The organism is Variovorax sp. 350MFTsu5.1, from assembly GCF_048302515.1.
GTDB lineage: Bacteria > Pseudomonadota > Gammaproteobacteria > Burkholderiales > Burkholderiaceae_C > Variovorax > Variovorax guangxiensis.
On record NZ_CP157620.1, the window covers coordinates 2,224,791 to 2,239,769 of the forward strand.

Below are 14,979 nucleotides of genomic sequence, written 5' to 3' on the forward strand. Positions count from 1 at the left end.
CCCGGGCGTAGCATCGCCCGGATGAGCTCCGACCACCCCCACGACGACAGCGGTCACGACCACGGCCACCACCACGGCCACCACCACGGCCATGACCACGATCACGAACACAGCGAACTCGGCGAGATGGACCTGCGCGTGCGGGCGCTCGAGAGCGTGCTCTCGCAGAAGGGCTACATCGACCCGGCCGCGCTCGACGTGCTGATCGACACCTACCAGACCCGCATCGGCCCGCGCAACGGCGCGAGGGTCGTGGCGCGGGCCTGGGTCGATCCGGCCTTCCGGCAGTGGCTGCTGGCCGACGCCACAGCGGCGATTGCCTCGCTGGGCTACACCGGCCGCCAGGGCGAGCACATGGTGGCGGTGGAGAACACCGACGACACGCACCACATGGTGGTTTGCACGTTGTGCAGCTGCTACCCCTGGCCCGTGCTGGGCCTGCCGCCCACCTGGTACAAGAGCGCGCCGTATCGCTCCCGCGCGGTGAAGGACCCGCGCGGCGTGCTCGCCGACTTCGGCGTGACCCTGCCCGAGACCACGCGCATCCGCGTGTGGGATTCGACCGCCGAGGTGCGCTACCTCGTCATCCCCCAGCGGCCCGCCGGCACCGAGGGCCTGAGCGAAGAGCAACTCGCCGATCTGGTCTCGCGCGATTCGATGATCGGCACGCGGCTGGCCGGTGCGCCGGCCGAAGCAGGGAGTGCCGCATGAGCTACGCGACGAAGGCCGACCTGGGCGGCCAGCCGGGCTTCGGCAAGGTGGTGCCCGAGGCTGAAGGCGAACTCTTCCACGCCGCCTGGGAGCCGCGCGCGCTGGCGCTCGTGCTGGCCATGGGCGCGACAGGTTCCTGGAACATCGATGCAAGCCGCTGCGTGCGCGAGACGCTGCCCGACTACGGCGAGTTGAGCTACTACCGGATCTGGCTTGGCGCGCTGGAGCAGCTGATGCTGCAGCGCGGCCAGATCTTTCCCGACGAGATTGCGAGCGGTGAGATGAGCCATCCGGCCGCGCCCGTGGCCCGCGTGCTGCGCGCGGCCGACGTGCCGGCGGTGCTGGCCAAGGGCTCGCCCGCGCAGCGGCCGGCACCTGCGCCGGCACGCTTCGCCGCGGGCCAGGAGGTGCGCATGCGTCTCGGCAAGGTCGAGCATCACACGCGGCTGCCGGCCTATGTGCAGGGCAGGCGCGGCACCATCGTCCAGGTACACGGCGCGCACGTGTTCGCCGACACCAACGCGCAAGGGCTCGGCGAGCAGCCGCAGTGGCTCTACACGGTGGAGTTCGACGAGGCCGAACTGTGGGGCGAAGATGCGCCGCGCCAGAACCTCTCGGTGTCGGTCGATGCGTGGGAAAGCTATCTGGAGGCCGCTGCATGAGCGGCGAACGCATGCCCCTCGCGCCCGGCATGCCGCGCGATGCGCACGGGCCCGTGTTCAGCGCGCCGTGGGAGGCCCAGGCCTTCGCGATGACGCTGGCGCTGCACGAGCGCGGCCTCTTCACATGGCCCGAATGGGCCGAGGCGCTGGCCGCGCAGATCTCCGAAGCCCAGGCCGCGGGCGACCCCGACAACGGCCAGACCTACTACCTGCACTGGCTCGCCGCGCTAGAGAAGCTCGTGGCCAGCAAGGGCGCCAGCTCGGGCGACGAACTGGCCCGCTACCGGCATGCCTGGGAGCACGCGGCGGGCCGCACGCCGCATGGTCAGCCGATCGAGCTGCGCGGGGAAGACTTTCCCGGCTGAACTGTCTGTAGAGTGCGGGCGGCAAGGCGGGTGCGAGCCCGCCTTGCCTTTCCCGAACTTCCTTCAACAGAACGGACAACATGACGACTCACCCGCGCCATCCCGCATCGGCTTCTTCCGCTTCTTCGGCTTCTTCGGCCATGAAGTTCCCGGCACCCGCGCGCCGCCGCATGCTCGCCATCGCCCAGGGCACCGCGCTCGCATGCGCGCTCTTCGCCGGCAGCGCCATGGCGCAGAAGGCCCACCAGGGCGTGCTCGACGCGGCCACCCAGAGCAAGGACGGCGCGCTCAAGATGCTGGAGACCATGGTCAACATCGATTCGGGTTCGGCCGACACGGCGGGCCTGGCCAAGGTGCGCGAGCTGGCGGTGGAAGAGCTGCGCAAGCTCGGCGCGCGCATCGAGACCTTTCCGGCCGACCCGCATCCCGGCACCAACGTGGTGGCCACGCTGACGGGGCAGGGCAAGAAGAAGATCCTGATCCTGGCGCACATGGACACCGTCTTCAAGGAAGGCACGGCCGCGGCCAAGCCCTTCTACATCAAGGACGGCCGCGCCTACGGCCCCGGCGTGATGGACGACAAGGGCGGCGTGGTGGCCGGCCTGTACGCGCTGAAGATCCTGCAGCAGATCGGCTTCAAGGACTATGGGCAGATCACCTTCCTGCTCGACACCAACGAGGAGACCGGCTCCGTGGGCACCAGCGCGCTCATCGAGCGCGTGGCGAAGCAGCACGACGTGGCGCTGAACCTGGAGCCGGGCCGCCCGGCCGACGGCCTCGTGGTCGAGCGCAAGGGCTCGGCCACCGCGCTCGTCGAGGTGAAGGGGCTGGCGGCCCACGCGGGCGTGGCGCCCGAGGCCGGCCGCAACGCGGCGATGGAAGTGGCGCACCAGGTGCTGCAGCTGTCGAAGACGGCCGACGCGGCGAAGAAGACCACGGTCAACTTCACGGTGCTCACCGCCAACGGCCCGACCAACGTGATTCCCGCGACTGCGAGCGCCAAGGGTGACGTGCGCGCCGCCACGCCGGAGGAGCTCGACCGCGTCGAGAAGGACCTGGTGCGCATCTCGCAGAACAAGCTGATTCCCGAGACCGAGGTGCGCGTGCGCCTGATCCGCGGCCTGCCGCCGATGCCGCGCTCGCCCGCTTCCGACAGGCTGGTGAACATGGCCGAAGGCATCTACGCCGAGATCGGCAAGAAGCTCACCATCGAGAGCAGCGGCGGCGCAGCCGATGCGAGCCTGGTGGCGGGCGTCGGAGTGCCGGTGCTCGACGGCTTTGGCATCGTGGGCGGCGGCATCCACACGCCGGAGGAGTACGCGGAAGTCGAGAGCGTGGTGCCGCGGCTTTATCTGCTCTCGCGCATGCTGATGGACCTGTCCACCGGCAACTGAGTGCAATCGAAAGGGGCGCGGGCTTCCAGCTCAGCCGCGCTTCGGAATGCCCAGCCCCGCCACCACGGCGGGGCGCGCCACGAAGGCTTCGAGCGCGCGCGCGACGTTCGGGAAGTCCTTGAAGCCGACGAGGTCGCCCGCTTCGTAGAAGCCGATCAGGTTGCGGATCCACGGGAAGGTGGCGATGTCGGCGATGGTGTAGTCGCTGCCCATGATCCATGCGCGGCCGGCCAGGCGCTTGTCGAGCACGCCCAGCAGGCGCTTCGACTCGTTCACGTAGCGGTCGCGCGGACGCTTGTCTTCATAGTCCTTGCCGGCGAACTTGTTGAAGAAGCCGAGCTGGCCGAACATCGGGCCGATGCCGCCCATCTGGAACATCACCCACTGCAGGGTCTCGTAGCGGCCGGCGGCGTCCTGCGGAATGAACTTGCCGGTCTTCTCGGCCAGGTACATCAGGATCGCGCCCGATTCGAACAGCGCCAGCGGCTTGCCGCCGGGACCATCGGGGTCGAGGATGGCCGGGATCTTGTTGTTCGGGTTGAGCGACAGGAACTCCGGCGACATCTGGTCGCCGGTCTCGAAGCTCACCAGGTGCGGCTCGTAGGGCAGGCCGGTTTCCTCCAGCATGATCGACACCTTCACGCCGTTGGGCGTGGGCAGCGAGTACAGCTGCAGCCGCTCGGGGTGCTGCGCGGGCCACTTCTTCGTGATGGGGAAGCTCGAGAGATCGGTCATGAAAGGGTCCTTGGGGGAGAAGACTGCAAGCGCGGGATTCTGCCCGGGCCTGCGGCCGGGCGTGCGCGTGCGGTCTTGTCCTGCCGTCGGCCCTTGCGCGTCCCCCAAATCAGATGCCGAGCCAGTTCATCAGCGAAGCCTCGACATCGGCCGAGGGCTTGACGAAGCCCACGTAGCTCGATGCCGCCAGCGCGCGCTTGCCGGCGTCGGTCTGCGCCAGGCCCAGCAATGCGTCGCGCGCCGTGTTCACCGTGGCCGCGTCGAGCTTGCTGGAAGCCAGCCATTGCTTGATCGGCACCGCGCGCGATTCCGCGCAGATCTTGCCGCCGCCGTCCTTCCAGGTCTTGATCACGCCCGAAGCCGCGGTGGCGCCATAGGCCGCGAAGCCGTTCTGCACATAGAAGGGCACGGCCTCCTGGAAGCGCGTGTTCGTCACCTTCACCGTAGCCGGCCCCTGCAGGCCCTGCTCGCGCAGCATGGCGCGCGTGATCACCGAGGTGATGGAGTCGGCGTCGGGCATCACCAGCTGCTTGCCGGCCACGCTCTTCCAGTCGGAGATCGGCTGCTGCTCCTTGCACAGGAACGAAACCTTGTAGTCGGTGTAGCCGGTGGTCCAGGCGAAGGCCTTGTACTGTCCGCCCTTGATGGCGCCGAGCGCCACGTGCGAGGGATGCACGAAGGCCAGGTCGACCTGCTGCTGCTTCAGCGCCTCGCGCGTCCCGTTGTACGAATTGAGCACCTTGACCGTCACCGGCTGCTTCAACGCCTTGGAGAGCACCTCGGCGATCGGTTCGAAACGCGCCGTGACCTGCGCGTCGGACACGTCGTAGCTCACGCCTTCGCTGACACCGATCACGAAGGCATGCGCCGAGGCGCCGGCCGCGACAAGCGCGCCCGCGGCGAGGCGAGCGACGAGGCGAAGCGAGGGATGAAGGGGCAGGCGTTGCATGGCGAGGGCTTTCTTCGGAGGGTGGTAGTGAATTTTGTAACTAAATTATTACATTGATCCAGTCTGGTGCAACAGCCCCACGTATTCCATCGCACGCCGATGGCGGCAGATAGTAGGTTCGTGCTACGGCTTGCGCATTGACGCCGGTCAACGGGTGCACCCCTCGGAAGGCTGCCCGCCCGCCATCTATCGGAGGCGGAATACAAGGCGCGCCAGCTTTGTCCGACGCGACCGGAGCCCGGGGCCACGCAGACTCCTGCCGTCATCAACCGGAGGGACAAGAGATGAGAAGCCGCAGTCGACGAGGCCACCAGCAGCCACAGCCGCAATCCCAGCCCCAACCCTTGCGGGGAGAGCTATGGCTCGTGTTCGCCATGGCGGTGCTGATAGCAACCATTGCCCTCCTGCACCTGGCCGTGGAACGCGAGCGCGCCGGGGGCAGCTTCCAGTTCGATCTCCAGCAACTGATGTCCGAGGCGCCCGTCAAGAGCCCGGTGACGACGATGAGCCTGCAGCAGGAAATGCGTTGACGCCGGCGGAAAAAGCCCCGTACGGGAGGGACCTCAGGCCCGATGCCCCCCGACCGGATGCGACGCCACCTGATAGTTGTTGCGGCCCGCGCCCTTGGCCTGGTAGAGCATCTCGTCGGCCTGCCTGACGAGCGCGGCGGCCGTCGCGTCGCCGCCCTGGTAGAAGGCCACGCCGATGCTCGTCCTCACGAGGATCGTGCGCTCCTCCAGATCGAACGGCTGCTGCATGGCGTCGATCAGCCCGGAGGCCACCGAGATCGCGGCATCCGCGCCGGGCAGTCCTTCCATGATCACCGTGAACTCGTCCCCGCCCAGGCGCGCGCGGACGTCACCGGAGCGCAGCGCCTGCGACAGCCTGCCCGCGAAGCCGCGCAGCAGCTCGTCTCCCACCTGATGCCCGAACTGGTCGTTGATCTTCTTGAATCCGTCGATGTCCAGGTACATCAGCGCCATCAGCGCGCCGGCACCCCGGGCGCGCTCCATCGCTTCGTCCAGGCGCGCCTCGAAGCCCGAGCGATTGGCGAGGCCGGTCAGGGGATCGACCTGCGCGAGAGTCACGAGGCGCTTCTCCTCGAGTTTCTGCCGAGTGATGTCGGTGATCACGGCATGGAAGCCGACGATGGTCTCGTCGTTGACCGCGGGCTGCGGGATGTACTGGGCCTCGTAGCAGTAGTAGCTGTCGCTCCTGGCGACCTCGCTCTGGAAGGTGACGGTTTCGCCGGCCAGTGCCGCGCGGATGTGCGGCTGCAGGGCCAGGTAGTCGGGCTCGCCCAGCAGCTCCTGCACGGTGTGCCCCTGGATCTGCTCGCGCGAGAGCCCGAAGCCGCGCTCGTAGGCCAGGTTGTTGAACCGGTAGCGCTCCTGCGCGTCGATGTAGGCCACGCGCATCGGCAGCGCATCGGCCACGGTGCGCAGGCGTGCCTCGCTTTCCTGCAGCGCCTCTTCCGCCTCGTGGTGCGCGGTGATGTCGCTGTCCAGCGTGTAGAGGCCGATCACCTCGCCGTGCTCGTCGCGCTCCGGCACCACCGTGGCCTGGACGTCGCGGCGTCCGCCGGGCGTCTTCAGCCTGCGCTCGTAGGTGACCTGCCTGCCGGCCAGAGCCGCGCGCAGGTGCGGCTCCATCTCGGCCCATGCCTCCTCGCCGTAGAACTTCCACAGGCCCATGCCCAGCAATTGCTCGGTGGGGATGCCGAACCAGTCCTGGTGGGCCTTGTTGACGAACCGGAACCGCAGGTCGCGATCGAGGTAGGAGATCAGCGCCGGCAGGTGGTCCGTCACCATGCGCAGGCGATGCTCGCTGTCGCGCAGCGCCCGTTCCGCGGCCTTGGCCGCGGAGATGTCGCGCATCAGTCCGGAGAAGTACTCCACCTTGCCGTGCTTGTCGCGATGCGCGATCACCATGTGGCTCGCCGGGAACGCCTCGCGCCTGGCGTCCCACACCATCGACTCGCCCACCCAGATGCCCGCGCGCACGGCGGTGGGCACGATCTCCGTGGCGAGCCTTTCCATGGTCTCCGGCGGGTTGAAGTCGGCCACGCTGAACTGCTCGATCGGCGCGTCGAGCGCCAGGCCCGTGCGCAGCCGCGCCGCAGGGTTCATGTAGATGAGCCGCCCCTTCGCGTCCAGCTGGACGATGTAGTCGGTCGTCATGTCGAAGATGGCGGTCAGCGTGCGCAGCGCCTGCTCGGCCCGGGTGCGCTCGGTGATGTCGGTCACCGTGCCCACATGGCCGAGCACGCGGCCGTCCGCCGCGAGCACCGGCCGGCTCCTCAACGCAACCAGCACGCGGGTGCCGTCCCTGCGATGGAGCCGGCGCGTGACCGCCACCGGCGTAGCCGAGTTGGCAAGGCGCGCCCACTCCTGGCGAACCGTCTCGCGGATCTCCTCGCGCACCAGCGTGAGCCAGCCCGCCGCCGCATCCTTGCGCGCGAGGCCGTGGATCGCCAGGTACTCGTCGTTCACGTAGGTCATGCGGCCTTCGCTGTCGCAGCGGAAGAGGCCCACCGGCGAAGCGTCGGTGACCGCGGCCATCTCGAGCCGCTGTTCGCGCAGCTCGGCCATCAGCGCGTCGAACTCGCGCGCGAGGTCTCCGCGCTCGTCGTTGGCGACGACATCGAGGCCGACCTGGCTGTCGGGCGAGCGGCGCAGGGTGCGGATCGCGCCGCTCAACGCTTCCAGGGGGCGCATCACCCATGTAGTGCCCACCCAGACCAGGAGCGCGCAGCCCAGGCCGAGCCAGAGCAACTGCAGCACCAGGTTGCGCCGCACCTGTTCCAGCGGCGCGTAGGCGATGGCGGCGGGCACGACCAGGCGCAGCTCCCAGCCGGCGGCGGGAATGAGTGCATGAGTGGCCACGTCCCGGCCGATGCCGTCGCCGGAGGCGAGGGCGCTCGCGGGCTTGAGCAGCAGGTTCGCATCGGGGTGCATGACGATCTGCGGGGAGGGGCCGCGCGTGACGATCACGTAGTGGCCGCCCCGGCCGACGGTGGCGCGGCTGAGATCGCCGAGCACGTTGGCGCGCTGCAGGTTCAGCGCCGCGCCCAGCACGCCCGCGAGGCGGCCGTCCGTTCCGTCCACGGGCACGGCCATGATGACCGCCGGCTGCCGCGCGCTCCTGGTGAGAAGGGGCGCCGAGATCGTGGGCTGGCCCGTGTCGCGCACGCGGCGGAAGTAGTCGCGGTCGGCAATGCTCGAAGGCCGCTCGGCGGGAGGGTTGATCGCCACGATGGCGCCGTCGGGCGTGGCCAGCGCGGCGTTGTCGAACATCGTGCGCAGGTCCTGGTCCCTGAGAAAGCGCTGCTGTGCCGCGGGGTCCGCGAAGCCCTGCGCGCCGAGTTCGCGGGCCGCGCGCGCCAGGGCCGACAGATGGATGCCGAGCTTGTAGTCGAGGTCGGCAGCGGCGCTGTCGGTCAGCGCCTGCTGCTGCTCGCGCATCAGTTCGATGTACTCGCTGGACAGGCTGCGGTATTGCCACCCGCCCGTCACGCCGACCAGCACGAGCACCAGTGACGTGATCAGCAGTGCCGTCTTCGTTCTCAGCTTGAGCCGCACTCGCTTTCCTCCGCCACCACGGGGTGGCCGTGACTGCATGAGTCGATGATAGCAACGGGGTTTTTCTCTCGACCGCACGAGCAATGCCCTTGCGCCTGTAGGCATGGCGCTGAGGCGCAACGGTTCCTTTCACCCGCGATGGACAATGAATCGGGCGCGGATGCCCCTGTGCGAAGGCCATCGTTAGGTCGAAGGTACAGGTGTCATCGCGATCCTTCCTGCGAATGAAGACAAATGGATCTACGGATGACGGAAGAACATGCGGTAGTGATTGTCGGAGCGGGCCCGACGGGCCTGGTGCTGGCGGGTGAACTGGCTCTGGCGGGCATCGATGTCGCCATCGTCGAGCGCCGGCCGGACCAGGAGCTTGCCGGCTCGCGCGCCGGCGGCCTGAGTTCACGCACGCTGGAGGTGTTCGACCAGCGCGGGATCGTGGACCGGTTCCTCGCGCAGGGACAGGTGGCGCAGGTCACGGGGTTCGCGGTCACGCGCCTGGACATCAGCGACTTTCCGACCCGGCACAACTACGGGCTGGCGCTGAGGCAGAAGCACATCGAGCGCATCCTCGCGGGCTGGATCGACGAGCTCGCGGTGCCGGTCCATCGCGGCCGCGAGCTGAAGGGCTTCGTGCAGGACGATGCGGGCGTGACCATCGAGCTGTCCGGCGGCGAGACGCTGCGCGCGGGCTACCTGGTGGGCTGCGACGGCGGGCGCAGCCTGGTGCGCAAGACCGCGGGCATCGAGTTTCCGGGGTGGGACGCGACCACCAGCAGCATCCTCGCCGAGGTCGAGATGGCCGAGGAGCCGCCGCTGGGCGTGCACCGCACCGCGCGGGGCGTGCATGCCTTCAGCAGGGAGCAGTACGAGATCCGCGACGGCAGGATCATCTTCGCCAGGGAAGGTCCTGTCGGCGTGATGGTGACCGAGAAGACCGCGGGCGCCACGAGCGAACCCACGCTGGACGAGCTGAAGGAACTGCTCGTCGAGGCCTGTGGAACGGACTATGGAATCCGGCGCCTGAACTGGATCTCGAGGTTCACCGACATGTCGCGCCAGGCCGCGGCCTACCGCAAGGGCCGGGTGCTCCTGGCCGGCGACGCCGCGCACGTGCATTCCCCGGTGGGCGGGCAGGGCCTCAACACGGGCGTGCAGGACGCGATGAACCTCGGCTGGAAGCTGGCTCAGGTGGTCAAGGGCGTCTCCCCCGAAGGCCTGCTCGACACCTATCACGCCGAGCGGCATCCGGTGGCGGCTCGCGTGCTGCGCACGACGATGGCGCAGGTCGCGCTGCAGCGCACGGACGATCGCACCGAGGCTTTGCGTGAAATCATGTCGGAGCTTCTCGGCATGGAAGAGCCCCGCAGGCGGATCGCGGCGGAGATGTCGGGGCTCGCCATCCGCTACGACCTGGGCGAGGGACACCCGTTGCTCGGTCGCCGCATGCCGGATCTCGACGTGCTCACCGCCGATGGCCCCGTGCGCGTGTTCGCGCTGCTGCGGGATGCGCGGCCGCTGCTGCTGGATTTCGGCGCGCCAGGCCGCTTCGATGTCTCGCCGTGGGCTGGCCGCATCAAGCTGGTCAATGGCAGATGCGACGACCCGTGGGAGCTGCCCGCGCTCGGAGCGGTCGCGGCGCCGGCCGCGGTGCTGGTCAGGCCCGATGGCTATGTGGCTTGGGCGAGCGATGGCGCATCGGATGGTCTCCAGCAGGCGATGAACAGGTGGTTCGGCGCCTGAGCGCAGCCGCCTTGCTCAGCGTGACGCAGTCACATCCTTGCCCGGTCGCGCCGCCATGTAGCCGAGCGTGCTGCCCACCAGCGCACGCACGCCGATGCGCAGGGCCTTCTCGTCGATGACGAACTCGGGCGAATGATTGGGCGCGCCGGGCTTGTCGCCGAACGGGGATGCGTTGAGGTTCCAGAACACCACCGGCAGGTTCCTGCCGAAGGCGCCGAAGTCTTCCGAGGCCATGCGCGGGCCGATCTCGCGGGCCTGCGCGTTGGGGCCCGCCGCGGCTTCGAGGCTCTTCACCACCGTCTGGGTCGCCTCGGGGTCGCTCACCAGCACCTCGTAGCCGGTGTCGATGTCCACCTTGGCCGTCAGGCCGTACTGCTCGGCGATCTTCTGGGCCTTCAGGCGGATGTTCTCGTGCGCCACCTTCTGATTCCTGGCCGACAGCGAGCGCACCGTGCCGGCGAGCTCCGCCGTCTCGGGCAGGATGTTCGCGCGGTTGCCGCTTTGCAGCATGCCCACGGTGACCACGGTGGGGCCGTCGAGCGGATCGATGCGCTGGCTCACGATGTTCTGCAGCGCCAGCACGATCTCGGCCGCCGCCAGCGTCGGGTCTTTCGCGGTCCAGGGCGAGGAGCCGTGGCCGCCCTGGCCCTTCAGCGAGATCTTGAACATGTCGCCGCTGGCCATCAGGGCGCCGCGCCGGTAGCCGATGCCCACCGCGCCGCTGGCGTTGATGTGCTGTCCCATCACCACGTCGACCTTCGGGTTGTCGAGCACGCCCGCCTGCACCATCGCCGAGGCACCGCTCGGCACCGGCCCCGGGCCCAGTTCCTCGGCCGGCTGGAACAGGAAGACCACCGTGCCGGGCAGGTCGGCACGCATCTCCGACAACGCCTGCGCCGCGCCAAGCAGCATCGCGACGTGCGTGTCGTGGCCGCAGACGTGCGCTACGGGTACCTCCTTGCCGAGCCAGTCGCCCTTGGCGAGCGACTTGAAGGGAAGGTCGTTGCGCTCCTCCACCGGCAGCGCGTCCATGTCGGCGCGAAGGGCCACCACCGGCCCCGGCTTGCCGCCGCGCAGCACGGCCTTGATGCCTGTCCTTGCAACGCCGGTCTGCACCTGGATGCCCGGCATCTTGCGCAGCGCCTCGGCCACGTACGCGGCCGTGCGCACCTCCTGGAACGAGAGCTCGGGGTTCTGGTGGATATGGCGGCGCCACGCGATCACCTGCGCCTCGGTGGCGTCCGCCAGCGACAGCCCGCGCTGCTGCAGTTCGGAGGGTGCCGCCGGGCCGTTGCCCTGGGCGACGGCATTCAGGTTGAACAGGCAGGCCGTGGCGAGTGCGGCAAGGAGATGCAGTTGCTTCATGCTGGTGCTCGAAAGGTTCGAAGGAGGAGGAGGGGGCAGTCGTCGGTCGGCGCGAAGTTAATGGACCGGGGGATAGAAGAAAAGACAAAAATCTCCATCCGGCGATCAAACTTCTCGATCACCTTCCCGTGTACTCCGTACCCCGATGAGCTCCACGATGAACCTGCGACACCTGGAAATCTTCCGTCTCGTGGCCGAGGCCGGCGGCATCCGCGCCGCGGCCCGCAATGCCGCGCTGACGCAGCCGGCCATGACCTATGCGATCCGCGAGCTGGAGCGATCCATCGGCGCGCCCGTGCTGGTGCGCAGCGCCAGGGGCATCGTTCCCACGGAGATCGGCCAGGTCCTGCTGCGGCGCGCCGCCGTGCTCTTCGACGAAATCCGCCGCACGGAAAGCGAGATCGCGCAATTGCGCGACGGCGGCGGCCACCTGCGCGCCGCCTTCAGCTCGCTCGCGGCGGCGCGGTTGCTGCCGCGGGCGTTGCTGGCCTTTCGTGCGCGCTGCCCCGGCGTTTCGCTGGAACTGGTGGAGATCACGAGCGCCGAGGCCACCGGCCTTCGGGCAGGCCACGACCTCGCTGTGCTCAGCGACCTGGAAGGCGCGGCCGTGCAGGACGGCCTGACGAGCGAGGTGCTGCTGCAAGCCCCGCTGGCCGCCATCGCCCGCGCGGGGCATCCGATGGCGCGCGTGCGCACCATCGAGCGGCTGCAGGACGCGCTGTGGGCCGTGCCGCCCTACGGCGTGCGGGCGCTGGGCCAGGCCGGGCTGGCGGCGCCGCGCAACATCGTGGTGTGCCAGTCGGTCCAGTTCGGCCTTTCGCTGGTTCGCAATGCCGACGCGCTGACCCTGGCCGCCGCTTCGCTGGCGGACGACCCCGTCGCCGCCCGCGGGCTGGTCCGCCTGCCACTGGCCGCACCGCTGCCGCGCGTGCAGGTGTCGGTGTGCCTGCCCGCCGGCTCCGGGCCTACGCCGGCGGCGCAGGCCTTCGTCGAATGTCTGCGCGATGCCGCCGCGGGCCAGCGGGATCGTCTGCCTGCGAAGCCGGCTTCGCGGCAGAAAGGGCGGACGGTGAAGTGATTGCTGCGTTGCAGCCTTGGAGGCCAGCGTGCGGGCAAACCCTGCTCACCAGGGCTTCCACCAGGGCCGCTTTCCCTGCCGGTGCTCGAGCGACCGCAGGTCCAGCGTGTCGTAGTCGGCATGGTGGTGGACGCCGGCGCGCCGGCGCAGTTCGGCCTCCAGCTGATGGGCGATGCCGCGGGCGTGCAGCTCGCCTTGCAGCGCCCGCCGACGCCACTCGGCGGCCTGCGCGCCCAGCTCTTCATCGGGCAGCGTCTCTGTCTCGATCATGGTTCGCCTGGTGAAAAAGGGTCCGGGGGCTTCATTGAAGACAACGCGCCCCGTGGCTTCCCGAGCCTACGGGTTTGCCGCATGTCTTCATCGCCAGAACATGGGATGCGGGAGCGTCCCCAATGTGGGGCTCCGATCCCTGAATCGGGGCTGCTTCGCGGGTTGCGCACCACCTTTGTCGTTCTGATCGGGTGCATGAGTCTTGTATACCACTGGCACGGTTCGTGCGGCTTGGGGCAGGCGCGGCCGGGCCCGGCCGCGCGCTCGACATCAAACCCACAACCACTCGTCATCGTTCAGGCATCATGAAATTCGGCAGATTGCAATTCGTTCTGGGGCTGGCGCTCAGCGGCCTCATGGCAACCGGTGCGGTTCATGCGCAGAGCGCGCTGGACACCATCCTCAAGAACAGGAAGATCGCGATCGCGGTCCCTCCCGATTTCCCGCCCTACGGCTCGATGGACCGCGACTTCAAGATGCATGGCCTGGACATCGACATGGCCAACTACATCGGCGCGAAGCTCGGCGTGGAGGTCGACCTGATCCCCGTGACCAGCGCCAACCGCATTCCGACCCTGCAGAAGAAGAAGGCCGCGCTGGTCATCGCCACCCTGGGCAAGAACCCGGACCGCGAGAAGCAGATCGACTTCACCGCTGCGTACTCGCCGTTCTATCAAGCCATCTTCGGCGCGAAGACCGTGAACATCAGGAGCTTCGCCGACCTGTCCGGCAAGTCGATCGCGGTCACGCGCGGCTCGGTCGAGGACCAGGAGCTCAACAAGGTCGCGCCTTCGGGCACCGACATCCGCCGCTTCGACGACAACACCCGCACCGTCTCGGCCTTCGTTTCCGGGCAGGTGCAGCTGATCGCCACGGGGGCATCGGTCGCAAACACCATCATGGTCGGCAACCCGGCGCTGGGCACCACCTACAAGCTGCTGCTGAAGGAGAGCCCCAATTACATCGGCGTGGCCAAGGGCGAGGACGCGTTGCGCCAGAAGGTCAACGCCATCCTCGACGAGGCGAAGAAGAGCGGCGAACTCGACCGGCTGTCCATGAAGTGGCTGGAGCGCCCGGCCGGAGACCTGCCGCAGTAGATCCCCGAGACAGGAAACGCCAGGCCGATGCTCAGTGCCCGGCCGCCTCGACGATCACCCTGGTGACCGCCTCGGGCTGGGAGGTCATCACGACGTGCGAGGCGCCCTTGACCACCACCGTCTTGCGCGCGTTGGCGCGCTGCGCCATGAAGGCCAGCGCAGCCGGCGGAATGTTCTTGTCGCGATCGCCGTACACGAACCATGACGGCACCGACTTCCACGCCGGAGCCTGCGCCGCCTCGTTCAGCGCCGCCTCGGCGATGGGGCGCTGGCCCACGGCCATCAGGCGCGCCTTGGCCAGCGGAACGTCGGCCGCGAACTGCGCGGGAAACTTGTCCTGCTGGATGTAGAGGTCCTTGCCGCCGTCGGCGAGCGGCACCGCCGGTGCCAGCGTGGGCCCGAGCGTGCTGCCGGGGAACTTGCCCGTGAGGCCGAGCGCCGTTTCGCCCGCCTCGGGCGCGAAGGCCGCCACATAGACCAGCGCCTTCACGTTCGCCTTGCCGTTCGCGGCCGACGAGATGACCGAGCCGCCGTACGAATGCCCGACGAGCACGACCGGCCCCTTGACCGAGTCGACGACGCTGGCGACGTAGGCCGCGTCGAACGAAGGCCCGCGCAGCGGATTGGCGGCGGAGATCACGGCGTAGTGCCGTGCCTGCAGGCGCTGCACCACGCCGTCCCAGCTCGATGAGTCGGCGAAGGCACCGTGCACGAGAACGATCGTGGGCCTGGGGGAGGGCGCCGCATCCGCCGGCTGCGCGAACGAGTGCAGGGGCGCCAGCGCTGCCAGGCCGAGCGCCTGGGCCATCAGGGTCGCGGCGAGACGGCGAGAGAACTTCTTCATGACGATTCTTCCTTTTGGACTTGGGTGAAACAGGATCGGCCCGGTGCCGACGGCGCTGAATCTATGGGCGATGCGGGGCAAGTACGGCCCGGTCTGTATGCCTCTGTGTCCGGGGCGCGTGCAGTGACATTACTTTTCAAGCCGGGTGGCCGGAACAGCGCCGGTACACCCCGGTTCGGGGCGGCGCATGC

The 14,979-nt window shown here is 68.8% G+C and carries 14 protein-coding genes; 8 read left to right on the top strand and 6 right to left on the bottom strand.

What is annotated here, in order from left to right; genetic code table 11:
• The first annotated feature begins 21 nt into the window (after positions 1-21).
• From nthA to ABL843_RS09885, 4 genes are all read left to right on the top strand, one after another.
• On the top strand, positions 22-711 hold the full coding sequence (gene nthA / locus ABL843_RS09870; protein WP_184635995.1) for a nitrile hydratase subunit alpha: 690 nt from the start codon (positions 22-24) through the stop codon (positions 709-711).
• Entirely contained in the window at positions 708-1,373 is a 666-nt protein-coding gene (gene nthB, locus ABL843_RS09875; protein ID WP_418119731.1) for a nitrile hydratase subunit beta, read from the top strand. The genes nthA and nthB overlap by 4 nt, the downstream gene beginning before the upstream one ends.
• Positions 1,370-1,738, top strand: a complete 369-nt coding sequence (locus tag ABL843_RS09880; protein WP_369658891.1) for a nitrile hydratase accessory protein — start codon at positions 1,370-1,372, stop codon at positions 1,736-1,738. Before nthB ends, ABL843_RS09880 begins: the two co-directional genes overlap by 4 nt.
• 170 nt (positions 1,739-1,908) lie before the next feature.
• Positions 1,909-3,132, top strand: coding sequence for a glutamate carboxypeptidase (locus ABL843_RS09885; RefSeq protein WP_418120457.1), 1,224 nt, complete (start codon positions 1,909-1,911; stop codon positions 3,130-3,132).
• A 30-nt stretch (positions 3,133-3,162) separates the two neighbouring features.
• On the opposite strand, the gene ABL843_RS09890 is transcribed toward ABL843_RS09885, so the two are convergent.
• On the bottom strand, positions 3,163-3,867 hold the full coding sequence (locus ABL843_RS09890; protein WP_184636001.1) for a glutathione S-transferase N-terminal domain-containing protein: 705 nt from the start codon (positions 3,865-3,867) through the stop codon (positions 3,163-3,165).
• A 109-nt stretch (positions 3,868-3,976) separates the two neighbouring features.
• A complete protein-coding gene (locus ABL843_RS09895) occupies positions 3,977-4,816 on the bottom strand; it encodes a phosphate/phosphite/phosphonate ABC transporter substrate-binding protein (protein WP_126024627.1) in 840 nt (279 codons plus the stop codon).
• A gap of 284 nt (positions 4,817-5,100) precedes the next feature.
• On the opposite strand from ABL843_RS09895, the gene ABL843_RS09900 reads away from it, so the two are divergent.
• Entirely contained in the window at positions 5,101-5,346 is a 246-nt protein-coding gene (locus tag ABL843_RS09900) for a hypothetical protein (protein ID WP_418119732.1), read from the top strand.
• 33 nt (positions 5,347-5,379) lie between these two features.
• Here the strand turns inward: ABL843_RS09900 and ABL843_RS09905 are convergent, their stop codons facing one another.
• Positions 5,380-8,397 (bottom strand): PAS domain-containing protein, encoded by a 3,018-nt coding sequence (locus ABL843_RS09905; RefSeq protein ID WP_418119733.1) that lies wholly within the window; start codon positions 8,395-8,397, stop codon positions 5,380-5,382.
• Positions 8,398-8,643: 246 nt separating this feature from the next.
• Between ABL843_RS09905 and ABL843_RS09910 the strand changes: the two genes are divergently transcribed.
• On the top strand, positions 8,644-10,134 hold the full coding sequence (locus ABL843_RS09910; protein WP_418119734.1) for an FAD-dependent monooxygenase: 1,491 nt from the start codon (positions 8,644-8,646) through the stop codon (positions 10,132-10,134).
• 15 nt (positions 10,135-10,149) lie between these two features.
• Here the strand turns inward: ABL843_RS09910 and ABL843_RS09915 are convergent, their stop codons facing one another.
• Positions 10,150-11,499 (bottom strand): M20 metallopeptidase family protein, encoded by a 1,350-nt coding sequence (locus ABL843_RS09915; RefSeq protein WP_418119735.1) that lies wholly within the window; start codon positions 11,497-11,499, stop codon positions 10,150-10,152.
• A gap of 157 nt (positions 11,500-11,656) precedes the next feature.
• Here ABL843_RS09915 and ABL843_RS09920 point away from each other — a divergent pair, with 157 nt between their 5' ends.
• A complete protein-coding gene (locus ABL843_RS09920) occupies positions 11,657-12,577 on the top strand; it encodes a LysR family transcriptional regulator (protein ID WP_418119736.1) in 921 nt (306 codons plus the stop codon).
• 45 nt (positions 12,578-12,622) lie between these two features.
• Here ABL843_RS09920 and ABL843_RS09925 read toward each other — a convergent pair whose 3' ends face one another.
• Entirely contained in the window at positions 12,623-12,847 is a 225-nt protein-coding gene (locus tag ABL843_RS09925; protein WP_418119737.1) for a hypothetical protein, read from the bottom strand.
• A gap of 305 nt (positions 12,848-13,152) precedes the next feature.
• Between ABL843_RS09925 and ABL843_RS09930 the strand changes: the two genes are divergently transcribed.
• A complete protein-coding gene (locus ABL843_RS09930; RefSeq protein WP_418119738.1) occupies positions 13,153-13,944 on the top strand; it encodes a transporter substrate-binding domain-containing protein in 792 nt (263 codons plus the stop codon).
• Between the two features lie 31 nt (positions 13,945-13,975).
• On the opposite strand, the gene ABL843_RS09935 is transcribed toward ABL843_RS09930, so the two are convergent.
• On the bottom strand, positions 13,976-14,788 hold the full coding sequence (locus ABL843_RS09935) for an alpha/beta fold hydrolase (protein ID WP_418119739.1): 813 nt from the start codon (positions 14,786-14,788) through the stop codon (positions 13,976-13,978).
• Between the last annotated feature and the right edge of the window lie 191 nt (positions 14,789-14,979).

What these genes read in the sequence shown, in the direction of transcription:
- nthA (WP_184635995.1), top strand. Translation starts at nt 22, where the DNA reads ATGAGCTCCGACCACCCCCACGACGACAGCGGTCACGACCACGGCCAC.
- nthB (WP_418119731.1), top strand. Translation starts at nt 708, where the DNA reads ATGAGCTACGCGACGAAGGCCGACCTGGGCGGCCAGCCGGGCTTCGGC.
- ABL843_RS09880 (WP_369658891.1), top strand. Translation starts at nt 1,370, where the DNA reads ATGAGCGGCGAACGCATGCCCCTCGCGCCCGGCATGCCGCGCGATGCG.
- ABL843_RS09885 (WP_418120457.1), top strand. Translation starts at nt 1,909, where the DNA reads ATGCTCGCCATCGCCCAGGGCACCGCGCTCGCATGCGCGCTCTTCGCC.
- ABL843_RS09890 (WP_184636001.1), bottom strand. Translation starts at nt 3,867, where the DNA reads ATGACCGATCTCTCGAGCTTCCCCATCACGAAGAAGTGGCCCGCGCAG.
- ABL843_RS09895 (WP_126024627.1), bottom strand. Translation starts at nt 4,816, where the DNA reads ATGCAACGCCTGCCCCTTCATCCCTCGCTTCGCCTCGTCGCTCGCCTC.
- ABL843_RS09900 (WP_418119732.1), top strand. Translation starts at nt 5,101, where the DNA reads ATGAGAAGCCGCAGTCGACGAGGCCACCAGCAGCCACAGCCGCAATCC.
- ABL843_RS09910 (WP_418119734.1), top strand. Translation starts at nt 8,644, where the DNA reads ATGACGGAAGAACATGCGGTAGTGATTGTCGGAGCGGGCCCGACGGGC.
- ABL843_RS09915 (WP_418119735.1), bottom strand. Translation starts at nt 11,499, where the DNA reads ATGAAGCAACTGCATCTCCTTGCCGCACTCGCCACGGCCTGCCTGTTC.
- ABL843_RS09920 (WP_418119736.1), top strand. Translation starts at nt 11,657, where the DNA reads ATGAACCTGCGACACCTGGAAATCTTCCGTCTCGTGGCCGAGGCCGGC.
- ABL843_RS09925 (WP_418119737.1), bottom strand. Translation starts at nt 12,847, where the DNA reads ATGATCGAGACAGAGACGCTGCCCGATGAAGAGCTGGGCGCGCAGGCC.
- ABL843_RS09930 (WP_418119738.1), top strand. Translation starts at nt 13,153, where the DNA reads ATGAAATTCGGCAGATTGCAATTCGTTCTGGGGCTGGCGCTCAGCGGC.
- ABL843_RS09935 (WP_418119739.1), bottom strand. Translation starts at nt 14,788, where the DNA reads ATGAAGAAGTTCTCTCGCCGTCTCGCCGCGACCCTGATGGCCCAGGCG.